This is a genomic window from Burkholderia catarinensis (genome assembly GCF_001883705.2).
Classification (GTDB): domain Bacteria; phylum Pseudomonadota; class Gammaproteobacteria; order Burkholderiales; family Burkholderiaceae; genus Burkholderia; species Burkholderia catarinensis.
This window is the reverse complement of record NZ_MDEQ02000038.1, coordinates 39,372-56,960: the sequence shown is the minus strand read 5'-3', so window position 1 is coordinate 56,960 and position 17,589 is coordinate 39,372. Positions and strand designations below refer to the sequence as shown.

Below are 17,589 nucleotides of genomic sequence, written 5' to 3'. Positions count from 1 at the left end.
GCGCACGCCCGGATGGATCGGCCCAATCCTGCAAGCCGTGCTTACGTAACCATACCAGTACGGTCGAGCGTCCCTGAATTCCGTAGCGTCGCTGCGCCTCTATGTACGTCAGCTCGCCTTTTTCGACCTGCGTCACCACCGACAGCTTAAAAGCCAGACTGTAGTCCCGCTGGGTCCGCTTGATCCCTTGCTCCACTTGGCACCTCTTCGTTTCGGCGAAAAAGTGTCAACCTATTTCAGGACGGGTCAGCCCAAACAAAAAAGCGACACGTCGAAGGACGTGTCGCTTTTTTTCTTCCTTGTGCGAGAACCAAAAAAAGTGGCTTGGCTTGCTGCAACGGCTGCTTGAGTGTGTTTGCACGAAGGGGTCTAGATCTCGCGTGCAAGCCGTTACGCTGGCTAATGCCCAACACCTCTCAGGGAGGTGGTCCCCACAATACTCTGTCGTTACTTCGTCAGGATCAGTTTGCCGAGCCGTGTGGCACGCAACTGATAAGTCTCTCCGTTATGCGCGATGCTGATGTGGCTGTGGCCTTGCAGCAGCGCATCGCTGCTGACGACTCGCGTGCCTGCATCGCGGCTGCCGGCGGGTTTCGCCGGCGTGGTGACCGCTGCCGTCTTCTGACGGCTGCTGGCTGCGGTGCCGGTCGTATGGCGCAAGGTCAGCGTGGTCGGGCGCGTGGTGTCGGTCATTCGGTTGATCGGTGACTGTCGATACGATGGAATGAATTCTAAATGATAATTATTCCCATTCGCAAAAACTCTTTATCGATCGAAATGGACGGTTTGATAGCTTGAATCAAAGGGGCGGCCCGCAGGCCGCCACCGGGTTCAGTGCAGCGGATCGGGGGCCTGGCGGCCCTGCGTGTATTCGCGGATCAGGCGGACCGTGTCGATATCCGATGTGCGGTACGCTTCCTTGACGATCCCGTGCGTCTGCCGCGCGTCTTCGCTGTCGTCCGTGACGACCAGCGTCGTGCGGTATTCGAAACGCAGGAACAGTTGGCTGTCGTCGCGCTCCTCGATCGTCATCGTCAGCGAGCCGCCGATCTCGCCATCGGCCGCGAGGATGTCGTAGCGGACCTGCTGGTTCGGCGTGAACGTGACGCGGTCGCGCACGGTCGCGTGACCGTAGTGCAGTTCACGCTCGAGCGTCGTGTCCGTCCGTTCGTGGACGACGCAGCTATCGAGGCCGAGCACGAACAGCTGCGGCTGTTCGGCGCGCAGCACGAGACCTTCCCAGAGCTGGTCGCGGGTGAGGGGCGGCACGGCCGGATCGTCGGAGTTGATCTGGATCAGATGTTCGAAGTTCAAGGGTGCGGGTTCCTTCTGGTGGCGGGCGACCACATGGTTCAAGAAGTCATTGTGACGCAAAACGGGCGGTTTCGCGGCACCTGCGCCCCCGTCCGGGCGTCATGCTTCGATGCACCCCATGCGGCCGGTCTGGTAGTCGACGACGGCCTGCCGGATCTCTTCTTCGGTATTCATCACGAACGGGCCGTAGCGGACGATCGGCTCGTTGAGCGGCACGCCGCCGATCAGCAACAGGTCGAGCGGCGTGTCGCCCGCGGCGAACGCGACCGTGTCGCCATCGTCGCCGTACACGATCATGTGCCGTGCGTCGACAGCCTGCCTGTCGGGCCCGTAGAGGCCCGTTCCGTCGATCGGATAGGCAAACACGCGATAGCCGGCCGGCACGGGCTGCGTGACCGCCGCGCCGGGTTCCAGCGAGAAATGCTGGTAGAGGATCGGTGTCCGCGTTTCGATCGCGGCCCGGACGCCGAACGCTTCGCCGGCGATGACGCGCACGCGCGCGCGACCGTCAGGCGACGTTGCGGTCGGGATGCGATCGGTCGGAATCTCCTGGTAGCGCGGCGCGATCAGCTTGTCGCGGCGCGGCAGGTTGACCCACAGCTGGAAGCCGTGGGAGCGGCCGCCCGCCTGCGCGAACGCCGGATCCGGCATCTCGCTGTGCACGACGCCGGCGCCGGCCGTCATCCACTGCACGTCGCCGGGGCCGAGCGTGCCGGCATGGCCGGACGAGTCGCGATGGCGGAAGCGCCCGTGGAGAACGTAGGTCACGGTCTCGAAGCCGCGATGCGGATGGTCGGGCGCGCCCTTGGCTTCGCCGGGGGCGTAGTCGACGGGGCCCATTTCGTCGAGCAGCAGGAACGGATCGAAATCCATCAGCAGCCGGGTCGGGAACGGGCGGTGAACCACGAAGCCGCCACCTTCGGTGGTGCGAAGCGCGGGGTACGTGCGGTCAAGCGAGCGAGCGGTCGTCATGGGGAGGCCCTCGAAATCATCGGAATAGCGTTATTTTTGAAACATAGCGCTATTATATTGGGCGTTTTGCCGTTCGATTTGCGACGCTTCGCAATGGATTGTTCTGAAATTGGAACGATGAGATGAGTATCGATGCACATAACCTGAACGACCTCATGTACTTTTCGCAGGTCGTCGAACATGGCGGTTTCTCGGCTGCGGAGCGCGTGCTGGGCATCTCGAAATCGCGCCTGTCGCGGCGCCTGACCGAGCTCGAGGCGGCGCTCGGCGTGCGGCTGCTGCAGCGCTCGACGCGCAAGCTTGCGCTGACCGAGGCGGGGGAGCTGTTCTATCAGCATTGCCAGGCGATGCTCGCCGAAGCGCAGGCCGCGATGAACGCGGTGCAGCAGCTGCGCGCGTCGCCGCGCGGCTCGGTGCGTGTCAGCGTGCCCGTCACGCTGTCGCAGACGATGCTGTCGCGCATCCTGCCCGAATTCCTGCGCCGCTATCCCGAGGTGAAGGTGCATGTCCGCGTGACGAATCGCGTGATCGACCTGTTCGAGGATTCGATCGACGTCGCGCTGCGCGTGCGTTCGGAGCCGCCGCAGAACGCGAACATCGTCGTGCGGCCGCTGTGGCGCACCGAACAGATGCTGGTCGGCGCGCCGAGCCTGCTGAGCCAGAATGCGCCGCCACTGGTGCCGGATGACCTGACCGGCTTCGAGACGCTCGATACGCCGAGCGTCGACGGGCGGCACGTGTTCAACCTGATCGCGCCGGACGGTACGCGTCACGTGCACGAGCACGACCCGCGGCTCGTGACGGCCGACCTGATGACGATCCGCGAGGCCGTGCTCGACGGCCTCGGCATCGCGGCGCTGCCGGAGATGATGTACGGCAACGCGCTGCGCGCGGGGCAACTGTCGCCCGTGATGCCGGGCTGGACGCTGCCGGTGCCGCAACTGTATGCGGTGTTCGTGTCGCGGCAGGGGATGCCGCCCGCGGTGCGTGCGTTCGTCGACTACCTGGTCGAGAAGCTCGATCACGGCGCCTATACGGATCCGGGGTGCCCGGAGCGCGCCAAGAAGGAAGCGGCGGCCGATGCTTCGGCGACCTGAACACGGCATGCGCGCCGACGCAAATTTGTTTTGTCATTGAAGCGTCGCCTGCAATCGCAAGTTTCAATCGCCGGAACCTTGAATGCGCGGGCGGGCGGGCCTATATTGAAATCCCATTTCGTGAAGGAAGTTCTGAGCGAAATCAGGTGGCCGCATATCTTGCGAGCCAGATAGGGCAGAACGCGCAGTCCGTGCAGACCACGGCAGAGTCGCATTTGCGTTGCTTGAGGCGCAACCGATACCGCCAAAGAGCCCGCAGCCCGAAGGCGCCCGTGTGCGCATGAAAAAAGGCCTTCATCTGGCGATGAAGGCCTTTTACTTTCTGCGCGACTGCGAGGGGCGGGGCGTGCGCGCGTTACTTCGCTTTCGCGCTCGGCTCCGTTACGAAGCCGAGCTTCGTCAGGCCGCCTGCCTGTGCATCCGACATCACTTCCGCGACGTGCTCGTATGCAACCTTGCGGTCCGCGCGCAGGTGCAACTCCGGCTGCGGCGTGCGTTTCGCCGCTTCCGCGATGCGCGCCTGCAGCTGTTCGCGCGTGACCGTATGGTCGTCCCACAGGATCGTGCCGTCGCCCTGGATCGCGACGTCGACCGTCTGCGGCTTTTCGTCGACGGGCTGGCTGCTGGCGTGCGGCAGGTCGATCTTCACCGCATGCTGCATCGCCGGGATCGTGACGAGGAAAATGATCAGGAGTACGAGCATGACGTCGACGAGCGGCGTCATGTTGATCTCGCTCATCACGGCATCGTCGTCATCGTCGCTGAAACCTGTGTTCATTGCCATGGTTCACCTCGCTCAGCTGGCGCGCGTCGCGAGACGCAGGCCGTCGCGCGTCGACGACGATGCGAGGCGCGCACCCGTCACGAAGTACGCGTGCAGGCCGTGCGCGAAGCGCCGCAGCTTGCTGACGACGCCCTTGTTCGCGCGGGTCAGTGCGTTGTAGCCGAGCACGGCGGGAATTGCGACGAACAGGCCGAAGGCCGTCATGATCAGCGATTCGCCGACCGGTCCCGCGACCTGATCGATCGATGTCTGGCCGGTTGCGCCGATCACGAGCAGCGCATGGTAGATCCCCCAGACGGTACCGAACAGGCCGACGAACGGCGCCGTGCTGCCGATCGACGCGAGGATCGCGAGACCGCTCTGCATGCGCGAGATGCCTTCGTCCATCGTGTCCTTCAGGCAGCGCGTGACCCAGTCCGACACGTCCATGCGATCGTGCAGGTGCGGTTGCGTCTGGTGGTGGTGATCGGCGGCTTCCTTGCCCGACAGCGCGAGCGCGAGGAACGGGTTGTCGTTCGGCGTCGAGGCGGCGAGCCCGAGCTTCTTGATGCCGTCGTCGAAATCGTCCGAATGCCAGAACGCCTGTTCGGCGTTCTTCGTGAGGCGGTTCAGGCGGATCACATTCCAGCCCTTGATGACGATCACGACCCACGACAGGACCGACATCACGAGCAGCGTGATCGCAATGGCGCGCGTGACGAAATCACCTTGCGCCCAGACGTGCGCGATACCGTAGCTTTGCATTTTTTGTTTCCTTTGAATCTTCCGGATGAGGCAGGTTAGTCAGTGAGCCCGAAGCTGTAGGGCTGTGTGCGGGCGGCGCGGATCGCCTGGCCGTTCTCGATGTACGGACGGCAGGTGGTCGAACGCATCGCGTCGAGTGCGGCATCGTCGAGGCGCGGGTAGCCGCTGCTCTTCTGCAGATTGATGCTTTCGATCTTGCCGGTCACGCCGACGACGAAATGAACATAGGCCGTGCCCGACTCGCCGCGGCGGCGCGACATCGACGGGTAGTCGGGCTTCACGAAGTTGCACTGCAGCGTCGGCACGTTCTTCGGCGCGCTGACCTGCATCGTTTCGCGAGCGGGGCCGGGCGTGGCGGCCGGTGCCGCAGGTGCGGGGGCGGCGGGAGCAGGCGTCGGATCGGCGGCCGGCGCGGGCGTTGGCGACGGGGCCGGCGATTGTGCAACCGGCTGGGGCGTCGGCTTCGCGGCTTTCGGCACCGGCTTCGGCTCGACCTTCGGCTTTACGCGCGGTACGGGCTTCGGCGGTGCGGGCTGCGGGATCGATTCGGCCGCGACCTGCCGGGCGATCGGCGCAGGCGCGATGAGCTGCGCGGTGATCGACTGGACTTCGACCGATTTCGGCGGCGGCGCGTTGCGATGGAGCCAGGCGGCCGTCAGCATGATCGCGTGTGCGGCAAGCACACCGACCGCGACGACGATCACTCGGGGATTCATACGTGGTGCAGCCGGCAAGGCGCCGGCAGGAGCGAGATGCGAAGCCTGCATGTTAGCTTGAAAGAACGATGTCGCACCCGGGGCGCGGCGGGTGAATCGGCATCACTTGCGGAAGATCAGCAGCGAGATGCAAACGGTGGTCACAAATCCGATCAGCAATTCCATGACAGGCTCCTTGGCAGGTAAGCCGCTGGCTCGCGCAGACGATGGCTTGCTGACGGTTAAAACAAAAAATGCGGCCTGGGCCGCATGCGCGCACTCGGCGCCGGTCAGGCCGCCTTGCGTTCGTAGAACGTGACCGGGATCGGGTGAGCGTGATGCTCGACACCGCACCGGCTCGCGCAGACGCCCTGCTCGGCCATGAGGTCGCGTACGGATTCCTCGCACTTGCCGCAGCACGTGGCTACGCCGAGTTCGAACTGGAGTTCGTCGAAAGAATTCACGCCCTCTGCGAGGGACGCGCGAATCTTGCGATCGGAAACAGACTTGCACACGCAGACGATCATGATGAGTTGCGATAGCTAACGTTAATGCGAATTATTATCATTAATTTTGCGGGCGTTGACAAGCCTGGGTCGGGCTTTTTTTAAGGTCATCAGACCCTTGAAGCGGCAGAAGCGGCAGAGCCGAGGCGGGAGGGGGTGCGCCGGCCCGCGTCAGGCGGTCGCGCAGGCGCGTGCGTTCGGCGAGGAAATGGTGACGGATTCGACCGGTGCATCGAGGCCGAGCAGCGTCGAGGCGAGCACCTGCAATGGCCGGCCGTCGCCGGTCGAGCAGAAGCGGGGGGGCGCCGCGCGCGTGCCGTCCGGTGCACGCAGCGCGCGTTCGTCGAGCACCCGCGCGAGCTGGCGGGCGATGGCGTCGCTCGTGTCGACGATCGTCAGGCGGTCGCCGATAAGGTTACGAATCGTTTCTATGAGAAACGGGTAATGCGTGCAGCCGAGCACCAGCGTATCGGCGCCGCCGTCGAGCATCGGTTGCAGGTAACGGTCGAGCAACGCACGCAAGGCGGGCGAGTTCGTGTCGCCGCGTTCGATCGCTTCGACGAGCCCGTGGCCGGGCTGGCAGATGAAGCGGCGGCCCGCGCCGTAGCGGTCGAGCAGCGCCTGGAAGCGTGGGCTGTTCAGCGTCGATTGCGTGGCGAGGACGCCCGCGATGCCGCTCGCGGACAAGGCTGCGGCCGGTTTGATACCCGGCTCGACGCCGACGAGCGGCATCGGCAGGTGTTCGCGGATGGCCGCGATCGCCCGCGCCGTTGCGGTGTTGCAGGCGACGACGAGCGCTTTCGCGCCTTCGCGAGCGAGCCATTCGCCGATTGCCAGCGTGCGTTCCGTAATGAACGCCTCGTCGCGCGGACCATACGGCGCATGGTGCGAATCGGCGACGTAGATGCATGATTCGCCGGGCAGCTGCGCGCGCACGGCGCGCAGCACCGACAGGCCGCCCAGCCCGGAATCGAAGATGCCGACGGGGGCGGCGGCACGCATCGCGGCAGCGGCAGGCTGGTTCGTCATCGTCATGCTGGCGGCTCGGCGGCGGGTGACGCGATTACTCGGCCGAACCCATCATCGATTGCTGGTAGTTCTGGATGCCGACCTTGCCGATCAGGTCGATCTGCGTTTCCAGCCAGTCGATGTGCTCTTCGGTGTCGTCGAGGATCTTTTCGAAGATCTCGCGCGACACGTAGTCGCGAACCGATTCGCAGTAGGCGATCGCTTCCTTGCAGGTGGACTGCGAGATCTGCTCGAGCTTCAGGTCGCACTTCAGGATCTCTTCGGTTTCCTCGCCGACGAGCAGCTTGTGCAGATCCTGCAGGTTCGGCAGGCCGTCGAGCATGAACACGCGCTCGATCAGCCAGTCGGCATGCTTCATTTCGCCGATCGACTCGTCGTATTCGTGCTTGCCGAGCTTGTCGAGGCCCCAGTGCTTGTACATGCGGGCATGCAGGAAGTACTGGTTGATCGCCGTGAGTTCGTTCTTCAGTTGGGCGTTCAGATATTCGATGACTTTCTTGTCGCCTTGCATGGCTGTTCCTTGTTCAGTGGGGCTTCAGAAACCGAACGATAATCGCTCGAACGAGAAAAGCCAAGCCTCGAAGCCTTGTCTGGCCTGCCTTTTGCATGTAATGAGAATCAGCCTCGAGTAACCGGCCGCGCACGATAATGAGAACGAGAAGTAGAAAGGCCGGACTCCCGTCCGGCCTTTCGCTCGATCGCGCTTAAGCGGTTGCGACCGGGATCTTGCCGATCTTCGCCTGCCACTCCTTGGGACCGGTCTGGTGCACCGACGTGCCCGACGAATCGACGGCGACCGTCACCGGCATGTCCTGCACGTCGAACTCGTAGATCGCTTCCATGCCGAGGTCTTCGAATGCGAGCACCTTCGCGCCGCGGATCGCCTTCGACACGAGGTAAGCTGCACCGCCGACCGCCATCAGGTAAGCAGCCTTGTGCTTCTTGATCGCGTCGATCGCGACCGGGCCGCGTTCGGCCTTGCCGACCATCGAGATCAGGCCCGTCTGCGCGAGCATCGTCTCGGTGAACTTGTCCATGCGGGTGGCCGTCGTCGGGCCGGCCGGGCCGACCACTTCGTCGCGCACCGGATCGACCGGGCCGACGTAGTAGATCACGCGGTTCGTGAAGTCGACCGGCAGCTTCTCGCCCTTCGCGAGCATGTCGGCGATGCGCTTGTGCGCGGCGTCGCGGCCGGTGAGCATCTTGCCCGACAGCAGCAGCGTCTGGCCCGGTGCCCAGCTCGCGACTTCTTCCGGCGTCAGCGTGTTCAGGTCGACGCGCTTGCTGGTTTCCGTGTTCGGTTCCCATTGGACCTTCGGCCAGGCGTCGAGCGACGGCGCTTCAAGCTTGGCCGGGCCCGAACCGTCGAGCACGAAGTGCGCGTGGCGCGTCGCCGCGCAGTTCGGGATCAGCGCGACCGGCTTCGAGGCCGCGTGCGTCGGTGCCGCCATGATCTTCACGTCGAGCACGGTCGCCAGGCCGCCAAGGCCCTGCGCGCCGATGCCGAGCGCGTTGACCTTCTCGTGCAGCTCGACGCGCAGTTCCTCGACCCAGTCCTGCGGGCCGCGCGCGATGATTTCCTGGATGTCGATCGGCTCCATCAGCGATTCCTTCGCCATCAGCATCGCCTTTTCGGCGGTGCCGCCGATGCCGATCCCGAGCATGCCGGGCGGGCACCAGCCCGCGCCCATCGTCGGGACCGTCTTCAGCACCCAGTCGACGATCGAGTCGGACGGGTTCAGCATCACGAACTTCGACTTGTTCTCCGAGCCGCCGCCCTTCGCCGCGACCTGCACGTCGACCTTGTCGCCCGGCACGATCTCGTAGTGGATCACGGCCGGCGTGTTGTCCTTCGTGTTCTTGCGGGCGCCTTCCGGCGGATTGACGATCGACGCACGCAGCACGTTGTCCGGGTGCGTGTAACCGCGGCGCACGCCTTCGTTGATCATGTCGGTGAGGCCCATCGTCGCGCCGTCCCAGCGCACGTCCATGCCGACCTTCACGAAGATCGTGACGATGCCGGTGTCCTGGCAGATCGGGCGCTTGCCTTCCGCGCACATGCGGCTGTTCGTGAGGATCTGCGCGATCGCATCCTTCGCGGCCGGGCTCTCTTCCAACTCGTACGCGCGGCCGAGCGCCTGGATGTAGTCGAGCGGGTGGTAGTAGCTGATGTACTGCAGCGAATCCGCGATGCTCTGGATCAGGTCTTCCTGTTTGATGACGGTCATGGCTGAGACTCTGTGGGGACTGTGGGGAATGCGTTTATGCGTTGACGGCTGCTTCGGCCGGCTTGCGGGACGCGGCCGCTGCTGGCGCATGCGTCTCGTGGAAGTGGGCCGGGTGCGTGTGCGTCGTCAGGCGGTCGACCCACGCCATCACGAGCGCCGACACGAGGAACGACACGTGGATGATCACCTGCCACATGATCGCGTGCATCGTGTGCTGGTCGGGGTTGATGAAGGTCTTCAGCAGGTGGATCGACGAAATGCTGATCAATGCCATCGACAGCTTGACCTTCAGCACGCCCGCGTTCACGTGGTCGAGCCACTCGGGCTCGTCGGGGTGGCCCTCGATGCCGAGGCGCGACACGAACGTTTCGTAACCGCCGACGATCACCATGATCAGCAGGTTCGAGATCATCACCACGTCGATCAGGCCGAGCACCGCGAGCATCACGCTGATTTCGTCGAGGCTGGTCGCATGCGACAGCAGGTGCCAGACTTCCTTCAGGAACAGGAACACATAGACGGCTTGCGCAACGATCAGGCCGAGGTAAAGCGGAACCTGGAGCCAGCGGCTCATGAAAATCAGCGCGGGAAGGGGGCGAAGCGGGCGACGCGCGGGGCGGCCGGGCGAATGCGGGGCGGACATGTCGGAAGTGCGGGCGCGGTGCGCAGGTATCGGGGTGATTTTGAAAAGGCGCGCTATTGTAACGCGTCGGCCGGCGCGACTGCAGCGACGCGCCGGTACTGCCGGGGACCGATCAGGAGGCGGCCGCCGGCACGCGTTTCACGCGCAGGCTCGCGAGCACGATGCCGGCAACGACGCACGCGAGCGCGATGCCGTGCGCGAGCGTCGGTCGCTCGCCGAGGAACGCGATGCCGTACGCGGCCGCGGCGATCGGCAGTACCGCGCTGAACACGCCGGCAAGGCTGCCCGGCACGTGCCGGATGCCTTTCATCCACAGCCAGAACGAGAAGATGCTGGCCGACAGGCCATACCAGACGACGAGCGCCCAGGTGCCGGCCGGCACGCTCGCGTAATCGAAGTGCCACAGCGCCGTCACGCCGAGCGGCAGCATCAGGAACAGGCCGAACAGGTGTGTATACGCGCAGATGTCGATCGGCGCGAGCGTCTGCGTGAGCCGGCGCGACAGGATCACGTAGATCGATTCGCAGCACACCGCGCCGAGGATCAGCAGGTTGCCGGCCAGCGAACCGGACGCTTCGCCGTGCCCGGCCGCGCCGCCGTTGGCGAGGTTGATCGTCACGACGCCGACGATCGCGAGCCCGATCGACACGAGCGCACGGCCGTTCGGTTTTTCACGCAGGATCAGCCATGCGAACAGCGCGACGATCGCCGGGATCGTGCTCGTGATGACGCCGGCCGCCACCGCGCTCGTGCGCTGCACGCCGTTGAGCATCAGCAGCGTGAACATGAAGGTGCCGAAGAACGCCTGCAGGAACAGGTTCAGCCATTCGCCGCGCTTGACCGCGCGCATCTTCACGGGGCTGAACAGCGGCCACAGCACGGCGATCGCGATCACGAAGCGCAGCGTGGCGAGGATGGCGACGGGGACGAATGCAACGATGGATTTACCGATACCGACGTTGCTGCCGACGAACAGCATCGACAGGATGAGGAAGAGGGCGTAGCGATTCAAGCTGGAATCCGGGAGGCGAGTTCAGTTAGGATTGTAGGGTCGCGGTTGTAACAGCGTAAAGCGGACTGTAATGCGGCGGACCGTAATGCAAGCCGCCCGGCGTGCGAAACGGCCATGCCGCGTAAGTGACGGGTAAGTTGGAGCGCTTATCGTGGAAACCGCCGGGCCGCACGTTCACCGTTGCGTGATGTGCTGCGGTGCAGCATCGCGCGCAGCCTTCGTGGCCGTGCGCAGGTGGGTGGGAGACAGCGGCGCGCATGCGCCGGCCAAGACACGCGGCGCGCACGATCGCGCCGCCAGAGGATTCATGTTCACCAAGGGGTAGTCGATGTCTGCGATTGAATCGGTTCTTCACGAAACCCGCCAGTTCGCGCCGCCCGCGGCGCTCGAACTGGCGGCGACCATTTCCGGCATGCCGGCCTATCGCGCGCTCGTCGCCGAGGCCGAGCAGGATTACGAAGGCTTCTGGGCGCGTCTCGCGCGCGAGGGCCTCGCGTGGCACAAGCCGTTTTCGACGGTGCTCGACGAGAGCAACGCGCCGTTCTACAAGTGGTTCGACGACGGCGAGCTGAACGCGTCGTACAACTGCCTCGACCGTCACGTCGAAGCCGGCAACGGCGAGCGCGTCGCGGTGATCTTCGAGGCCGACGACGGCACCGTCACGCGCGTCACCTATGCGGATCTGCTGGCACGCGTGTCGCGTTTCGCGAATGCGCTGAAGAAACGCGGGATCGCCAAGGGCGACCGCGTCGTCATCTACATGCCGATGTCGATCGAAGGCATCGTCGCGATGCAGGCCTGCGCGCGGATCGGCGCCACGCACTCGGTCGTATTCGGCGGCTTCTCCGCGAAGTCGCTGAACGAGCGGCTCGTCGACGTCGGCGCGGTCGCGCTGATCACGGCCGACGAGCAGGCGCGCGGCGGCAAGACGCTGCCGCTCAAGAGCATCGCCGACGAGGCGATCGCGATGGGCGGCTGCGAAGCGGTGAAGAGCGTGATCGTCTATCGCCGCACCGGCGGCAAGATCGACTGGCATGCGGACCGCGACCTGTGGATGCATGAGCTGACGGACGGCGAAGCCGACCGCTGCGAGCCGGAATGGGTCGGCGCCGAGCATCCGCTGTTCATCCTGTATACGTCGGGCTCGACCGGCAAGCCGAAGGGTGTGCAGCACAGCACCGGCGGCTACCTGCTGTGGGCCGCGCAGACGATGAAGTGGACCTTCGACTGGAAACCCGACGACGTATTCTGGTGCACGGCCGACATCGGCTGGGTGACCGGCCACACGTACATCACGTACGGCCCGCTCGCATGCGGCGGCACGCAGGTCGTGTTCGAAGGCGTGCCGACCTACCCGGACGCCGGCCGCTTCTGGAAGATGATCGGCGATCACAAGGTCACCGTGTTCTACACCGCGCCGACCGCGATCCGTTCGCTGATCAAGGCCGCCGATGCCGACGACAAGGTGCACCCGAAGAGCTATGACCTGTCGAGCCTACGCATCATCGGCACGGTCGGCGAGCCGATCAATCCGGAAGCATGGATGTGGTATCACAAGCACGTCGGCCACGAGCGCTGCCCGATCGTCGACACGTGGTGGCAGACCGAGACGGGCGGCCACATGATCACGCCGCTGCCGGGCGCGACGCCGACCGTGCCCGGTTCGTGCACGCTGCCGCTGCCGGGCATCATGGCCGCGGTGGTCGACGAGACGGGCCAGGACGTGGCGGACGGGCAAGGCGGCATCCTGGTCGTCAAGCGCCCGTGGCCCGCGATGATCCGCACGATCTGGGGCGACCCGGAGCGCTTCAAGAAGAGCTACTACCCCGAGGAACTCGGCGGCCGGCTGTATCTCGCCGGCGACGGCACCGTGCGCGACAAGGACACCGGCTACTTCACGATCATGGGCCGGATCGACGACGTGCTGAACGTGTCGGGCCACCGGCTCGGCACGATGGAGATCGAGTCGGCGCTGGTGTCGCACGAGCTCGTTGCCGAGGCGGCCGTGGTCGGCCGTCCGGACGACACGACGGGCGAGGCGGTCGTGGCGTTCGTGGTGCTGAAGCGTTCGCGTCCGGAAGGCGAGGAAGCCGCGGCACTCGCGAAGACGTTGCGCGACTGGGTCGGCAAGCAGATCGGGCCGATTGCGAAGCCGAAGGACATCCGCTTCGGCGACAACCTGCCGAAGACGCGTTCGGGCAAGATCATGCGGCGCCTGCTGCGCTCGCTCGCGAAGGGCGAGGCGATCACGCAGGACACGTCCACGCTCGAGAATCCGGCCATCCTCGATCAGCTCACCGAAGTGCGCTGATCGCCCCGGTTGTGCGCATCACGCGCATGAGCCCCTGCGCGGCAATCCCGATTGCCCGCGCAGGGGCTTTTTGCTACATAACGGCATGACCGTTCCGACCCGTCCGGCGCCTGCTGCGCCACCGCCTGTTCCCGAGCCGCTCGCGCGTGCCCACGCGCGCTACTGGCGCTTCAACGTCGCGCTGATCGCGGTGCTGATGGCGATCGGCTTCGCGGTGTCGTTCGTCGTGCCGTTCTTCGCGCCCGCGCTCGCGGGAATCCGCTTCGCCGGTTTCAGCCTGCCGTTCTATGTCGGCGCGCAGGGTGCGATTCTCGTGTACCTCGTGCTGATCGTCGTGTACATCGGGCTGATGCAACGCGCGGACCGAACGCTGCGCCGCGCGTACGACGACCATGCGGCGCGTGCCGGCAACGCCACGGCGGGCGCTGATTCATGCTGACGCATCGACTGATACGCGCGTACGCGCTCTACACGCTGGGTTTTCTCGGGTTCGTGCTGCTGATGTGGCGGATCGAGCGCGCGACCGGCTCGGGTGTCTGGATCGGCTACGTGTTCCTGTTCGTGCCGATCGCCGTGTATGCGGTGATCGGGCTGCTGTCGCGCACGTCCGATCTCGTCGAGTACTACGTGGCCGGGCGGCGTGTGCCGTCCGCGTTCAACGGGATGGCGACGGCGGCCGACTGGCTGTCGGCCGCGTCGTTCATCGGCCTGGCCGGATCGCTCTACTCAACCGGCTACGACGCGCTTGCGTACGTGATGGGCTGGACGGGCGGGTTCTGCCTCGTCGCGTTCCTGCTCGCGCCTTATGTGCGCAAGCTTGCGCGCTACACGATTCCCGATTTTCTCGGCACGCGCTTTTCGAGCACCGCCGTACGCGCGCTGGCGGCCGGCGCGGCGATCCTGTGTTCGTTCGTGTATCTGGTCGCGCAGATCCAGGGGATCGGCCTGATCGCGACGCGCTTCATCGGCGTCGATTTCGCGATCGGAATCTTCTGCGGGCTCGCGGGCATTCTCGTGTGCTCGTTTCTCGGCGGGATGCGCGCGGTCACGTGGACGCAGGTCGCGCAGTACATCATCCTGATCAGCGCGATCCTGATTCCGGTGTCGCTGATCGCGATGAAGAACGGGCTCGGCCCCGTGCCGCAGCTCTACTACGGCAAGCTGATGGAGCGCGTCGCGGCGCGCGAGGCGCAGGTGCGCGATGCGTCCGGGGAGCAGCAGGTGCGCGACGCATACCGCCGGCAGGCCGCGGACATCCAGACGCGGCTCGACCGGCTGCCGGCATCCTATGCGGACGCACGCCGGCATCTCGCCGACCAGCTTGCCGACCTGCGGCGCCACAACGGGCCGCTGCGCGAGATCAGCCAGCGCGAGCGCGAGCTGGCCGACTTCCCGCGCGATCCGGCGGCGGCGCGCGTCGCGTGGACGCAGGCGCGCGACGACCTGCTGGCCCGTGCCGAGCCGCCCGTGCCGATGCACGAACCGTTTCCCGCCGCGAGCGACGACGAACGCAAGCCGCGCGAGCGGAATTTCCTCGCGCTGCTGCTGTGCCTGTCGCTCGGCACCGCGAGCCTGCCGCACATCCTGACGCGCTACAACACGACCACGTCGGTCGCGTCGGCGCGCCGCTCGGTCGGCTGGACGCTGTTCTTCATCGCACTGTTCTACCTGAGCGTGCCGGTGCTCGCGGTGCTGATCAAGTACGAGATCCTCGCGAACCTCGTCGGGCGGCCGTTCGCCGAATTGCCGGCGTGGGTCACGCAATGGCATCACTTCGAACCCGACCTGATCAGCGTCGTCGAGGTGATTCGCGACGGCATCGTGCACTGGTCGGAAATCCAGATGCAGCCGGACATGGTCGTGCTGGCCGCGCCGGAGATCGCGGGGCTGCCGTATGTCGTGTCGGGACTGATCGCGGCCGGAGCGCTTGCCGCGGCGCTGTCGACCGCGGACGGGCTGCTGCTGACGATCGCGAACGCGCTGTCGCACGACGTCTATTACTGCATGGTCGCGCCCGATGCATCGAGCCAGCGGCGCGTGACGATCTCGAAGGTGCTGCTGCTCGGCGTCGCGCTGTTCGCGTCGTATGTCGCGTCGCTCAATACGGGGAAGATCCTGTTTCTGGTCGGCGCCGCGTTCTCGCTGGCCGCATCGAGCTTCTTTCCGGTGCTCGTGCTCGGCGTGTTCTGGAAGCGCACGACGACGCGCGGCGCGATCGCCGGGATGGTGACGGGGCTCGCGGTGTGCGTGTACTACATCGTGTCGACTTATCCGTACTTCACGCAGCTGACGGGGTTCGCCGGGCGGACGTGGTTCGGGATCGAGCCGATCAGTTCGGGGGTGTTCGGCGTGCCGGCGGGGTTTGCGGTGGCGATCGCGGTGAGTCTGTGCGATCGAAGGCCGGATGAATATACGCGGGCGCTGGTGGATTACATTCGGCATCCGTGACGCGGGGGCGAGTGGATGTGGGGTGTGGCGGCGCCCCAAATGAAACGCCCCCTGATTTCTCGGGAAATCAGGGGGCGTCATGCATTCTGGCGGAGAGAGGGGGATTCGAACCCCCGATAGGCGATTAACCTATACACGCTTTCCAGGCGTGCGACTTAAACCACTCATCCATCTCTCCGGAAGACCGAGAGTATAGCAAACTCTGGCGGCAGCCCGCCACTCCCTCCGACGATCCGTGCAAACCGGACGGGCCGCGGGTTCCGCCGCCTGTCAGAGAACCGTCGAGCGAGCGGTCGCGCTACCGTGCGATCATTCCCCGTCCGCCTGCATTTTCCGGCTCAGTCATCAGAAGGAACGCCACGCCATGTCGCTCTCCGCCTTGCTCGCCTTTGCCCTGATCCTGTCCGTCGGCGTCGCCACGCCCGGCCCGACGGTGCTGCTCGCAATGAGCAACGGTTCGCGATACGGATTGCGTCACGCGATGGTCGGCATGCTCGGCGCCGTCACGGCCGACGTCGTGCTCGTCGCGCTGGTCGGGTTCGGCCTCGGCGTGCTCCTCGACGCGTCGGAAACGGCGTTCGTGACGCTGAAGCTGCTCGGTGCGGCGTGGCTCACGTATGTGGGCATCCGGATGCTGATGTCGAGCGGTCGCTCCACGGCCGCGCAGGAATGCGTGCCCGCCACGCCCGATCGCAGGACCGCCTTTCTGAAGAGCTTCTTCGTCGCGATGAGCAACCCGAAGTACTACCTGTTCATGTCCGCGTTGCTGCCGCAGTTCGTCGACCGGTCGCAGGCAATCGCGCCGCAGTACGCGATCCTGGCGGCGACGATCGTCGCGATCGACGTGATCGGGATGACCGGTTACGCGCTGCTCGGCGTGCATTCGGTGCGCGTGTGGAAAGCGGCCGGGGAGAAGTGGCTGAACCGCGTGAGCGGGTCGCTGCTGCTGATGCTCGCGGGGTACATTGCGCTGTATCGCAAGGCCGAGCACTGAAGCAGCGATGTATCGGGAAAGCGGCATAACGGCAGCCGGCGCGACGATGAAGCCGGTCGATCGCTTTACGCTCGCAACGCACGACGGACCGTACGAAGCTTGGCCGTCGCGCACGCATGTGCTCGTGGACGGCGTGCGTTCCGATCTCGCCGTTTCCGGCTACGTGCTGCTCCGCCAGTTCGAGACGCCGGCCGCGTATCTGCTCGTGACCGACTACGACTGCCCGTTCGAGGAGGCCGTCACGTTCACGCTCGTGTCGAAGAATCCGTTAAAGGAACTCGCGCGGCGCACGGTCGGCGCGATGGTCGCGTCGTGCCATCTGGACGGCATGACATGGGCCGACGACCGGCATTTCAGCGCGACGTTCGTCGATATCGACGGACGATGGGATTTCACGATTCGTGACCGATCGGTGCCGTTCGTCCTGCCTCGGCTCGGCATGAATCGCGTGCAGGATCGGTGACGCGCGATCGGCGCTCGCGAGCGTCTCGTCCGCGCAAGCGCGCCGTTTGAAATCCGCCAATACCGGCGATTTCAATTTTCTTTCGCATTGATCAGACATGTAAGCCTGAATGTGCCCGAATCCCGCGCGGCCAAGACGCATGGCGGCAGGGCCGGCGACGGCCGGGCATCGCGTCAGCACGCCGCATTACAAAATGAATGGAAATTGAAAGAATTCCTTCCCTTGACGCAATGCGCCCGTGCCATTTATTGTCCGTCTGCCGCCCGTGAGAGAGCACGACGGCAATCGCGGATGCGCGCCTAGCGCGCACGACAACACGTAGCAAAAAAGCAGAAAAGGAACGTGGTAG

18 protein-coding genes, 1 tRNA gene and 1 pseudogene are annotated in these 17,589 nt (G+C 65.2%); 6 read left to right on the top strand and 14 right to left on the bottom strand.

From position 1 onward, the window contains the following. From BFF94_RS34625 to BFF94_RS34610, 4 genes and pseudogenes are all read right to left on the bottom strand, one after another. A pseudogene (locus BFF94_RS34625) lies at window positions 1–196 on the bottom strand (IS3 family transposase); the annotation flags it as partial. 251 nt (window positions 197–447) lie between these two features. Continuing rightward, window positions 448–693: a hemin uptake protein HemP gene (hemP, locus tag BFF94_RS34620; protein WP_128846657.1), complete on the bottom strand. Its 246-nt coding sequence runs from the start codon at window positions 691–693 to the stop codon at window positions 448–450. A gap of 138 nt (window positions 694–831) precedes the next feature. Further along, window positions 832–1,314 (bottom strand): SRPBCC family protein, encoded by a 483-nt coding sequence (locus BFF94_RS34615; RefSeq protein WP_128846654.1) that lies wholly within the window; start codon window positions 1,312–1,314, stop codon window positions 832–834. A 99-nt stretch (window positions 1,315–1,413) separates the two neighbouring features. After that, a complete protein-coding gene (locus tag BFF94_RS34610) occupies window positions 1,414–2,286 on the bottom strand; it encodes a pirin family protein (RefSeq protein ID WP_128846651.1) in 873 nt (290 codons plus the stop codon). Window positions 2,287–2,408: 122 nt separating this feature from the next. On the opposite strand from BFF94_RS34610, the gene BFF94_RS34605 reads away from it, so the two are divergent. Then, the gene (locus BFF94_RS34605) at window positions 2,409–3,383 is read left to right on the top strand and encodes a LysR family transcriptional regulator (RefSeq protein WP_219140364.1); all 975 of its coding nucleotides are present in this window, start codon (window positions 2,409–2,411) and stop codon (window positions 3,381–3,383) included. A gap of 355 nt (window positions 3,384–3,738) precedes the next feature. Here the strand turns inward: BFF94_RS34605 and BFF94_RS34600 are convergent, their stop codons facing one another. From BFF94_RS34600 to BFF94_RS34560, 9 genes are all read right to left on the bottom strand, one after another. Next, on the bottom strand, window positions 3,739–4,167 hold the full coding sequence (locus BFF94_RS34600) for an ExbD/TolR family protein (protein WP_128846648.1): 429 nt from the start codon (window positions 4,165–4,167) through the stop codon (window positions 3,739–3,741). Window positions 4,168–4,179: 12 nt separating this feature from the next. Next, on the bottom strand, window positions 4,180–4,911 hold the full coding sequence (locus tag BFF94_RS34595) for a MotA/TolQ/ExbB proton channel family protein (protein ID WP_128846645.1): 732 nt from the start codon (window positions 4,909–4,911) through the stop codon (window positions 4,180–4,182). A gap of 35 nt (window positions 4,912–4,946) precedes the next feature. Further along, on the bottom strand, window positions 4,947–5,678 hold the full coding sequence (locus BFF94_RS34590; RefSeq protein ID WP_219140363.1) for an energy transducer TonB: 732 nt from the start codon (window positions 5,676–5,678) through the stop codon (window positions 4,947–4,949). A 218-nt stretch (window positions 5,679–5,896) separates the two neighbouring features. Next, window positions 5,897–6,133 carry a (2Fe-2S)-binding protein gene (locus BFF94_RS34585; RefSeq protein ID WP_039370093.1) on the bottom strand — a complete coding sequence of 79 codons (237 nt, stop codon included), beginning with the start codon at window positions 6,131–6,133 and terminating at the stop codon, window positions 5,897–5,899. 150 nt (window positions 6,134–6,283) lie between these two features. After that, complete coding sequence (gene murI / locus BFF94_RS34580) at window positions 6,284–7,147, bottom strand: glutamate racemase (RefSeq protein ID WP_372454364.1); 864 nt, start codon at window positions 7,145–7,147, stop codon at window positions 6,284–6,286. A 28-nt stretch (window positions 7,148–7,175) separates the two neighbouring features. Further along, window positions 7,176–7,652: a bacterioferritin gene (bfr, locus tag BFF94_RS34575; protein ID WP_128841970.1), complete on the bottom strand. Its 477-nt coding sequence runs from the start codon at window positions 7,650–7,652 to the stop codon at window positions 7,176–7,178. Between the two features lie 193 nt (window positions 7,653–7,845). Beyond that, window positions 7,846–9,369, bottom strand: coding sequence for a fumarate hydratase (locus BFF94_RS34570; RefSeq protein WP_039322317.1), 1,524 nt, complete (start codon window positions 9,367–9,369; stop codon window positions 7,846–7,848). A 34-nt stretch (window positions 9,370–9,403) separates the two neighbouring features. Next, window positions 9,404–10,012 carry a TIGR00645 family protein gene (locus tag BFF94_RS34565; protein WP_128841969.1) on the bottom strand — a complete coding sequence of 203 codons (609 nt, stop codon included), beginning with the start codon at window positions 10,010–10,012 and terminating at the stop codon, window positions 9,404–9,406. A gap of 112 nt (window positions 10,013–10,124) precedes the next feature. After that, window positions 10,125–11,024, bottom strand: coding sequence for a DMT family transporter (locus BFF94_RS34560; RefSeq protein ID WP_128841968.1), 900 nt, complete (start codon window positions 11,022–11,024; stop codon window positions 10,125–10,127). 328 nt (window positions 11,025–11,352) lie between these two features. Between BFF94_RS34560 and acs the strand changes: the two genes are divergently transcribed. The 3 genes from acs (at window position 11,353) to BFF94_RS34545 (ending at window position 15,783) form a co-directional block, all read left to right on the top strand. After that, window positions 11,353–13,335: an acetate--CoA ligase gene (gene acs, locus BFF94_RS34555; RefSeq protein WP_128841967.1), complete on the top strand. Its 1,983-nt coding sequence runs from the start codon at window positions 11,353–11,355 to the stop codon at window positions 13,333–13,335. An 85-nt stretch (window positions 13,336–13,420) separates the two neighbouring features. After that, window positions 13,421–13,774 carry a DUF4212 domain-containing protein gene (locus tag BFF94_RS34550; protein WP_128841966.1) on the top strand — a complete coding sequence of 118 codons (354 nt, stop codon included), beginning with the start codon at window positions 13,421–13,423 and terminating at the stop codon, window positions 13,772–13,774. Then, a complete protein-coding gene (locus BFF94_RS34545) occupies window positions 13,768–15,783 on the top strand; it encodes a sodium:solute symporter family protein (RefSeq protein WP_219140362.1) in 2,016 nt (671 codons plus the stop codon). The genes BFF94_RS34550 and BFF94_RS34545 overlap by 7 nt, the downstream gene beginning before the upstream one ends. Window positions 15,784–15,870: 87 nt before the next feature. Here BFF94_RS34545 and BFF94_RS34540 read toward each other — a convergent pair. Beyond that, window positions 15,871–15,961 (bottom strand) — tRNA-Ser (locus BFF94_RS34540). Between the two features lie 186 nt (window positions 15,962–16,147). On the opposite strand from BFF94_RS34540, the gene BFF94_RS34535 reads away from it, so the two are divergent. Beyond that, the gene (locus BFF94_RS34535) at window positions 16,148–16,777 is read left to right on the top strand and encodes a LysE family translocator (RefSeq protein WP_128841965.1); all 630 of its coding nucleotides are present in this window, start codon (window positions 16,148–16,150) and stop codon (window positions 16,775–16,777) included. Window positions 16,778–16,823: 46 nt separating this feature from the next. Continuing rightward, complete coding sequence (locus BFF94_RS34530; protein ID WP_128841964.1) at window positions 16,824–17,240, top strand: hypothetical protein; 417 nt, start codon at window positions 16,824–16,826, stop codon at window positions 17,238–17,240. Window positions 17,241–17,589 lie beyond the last annotated feature (349 nt).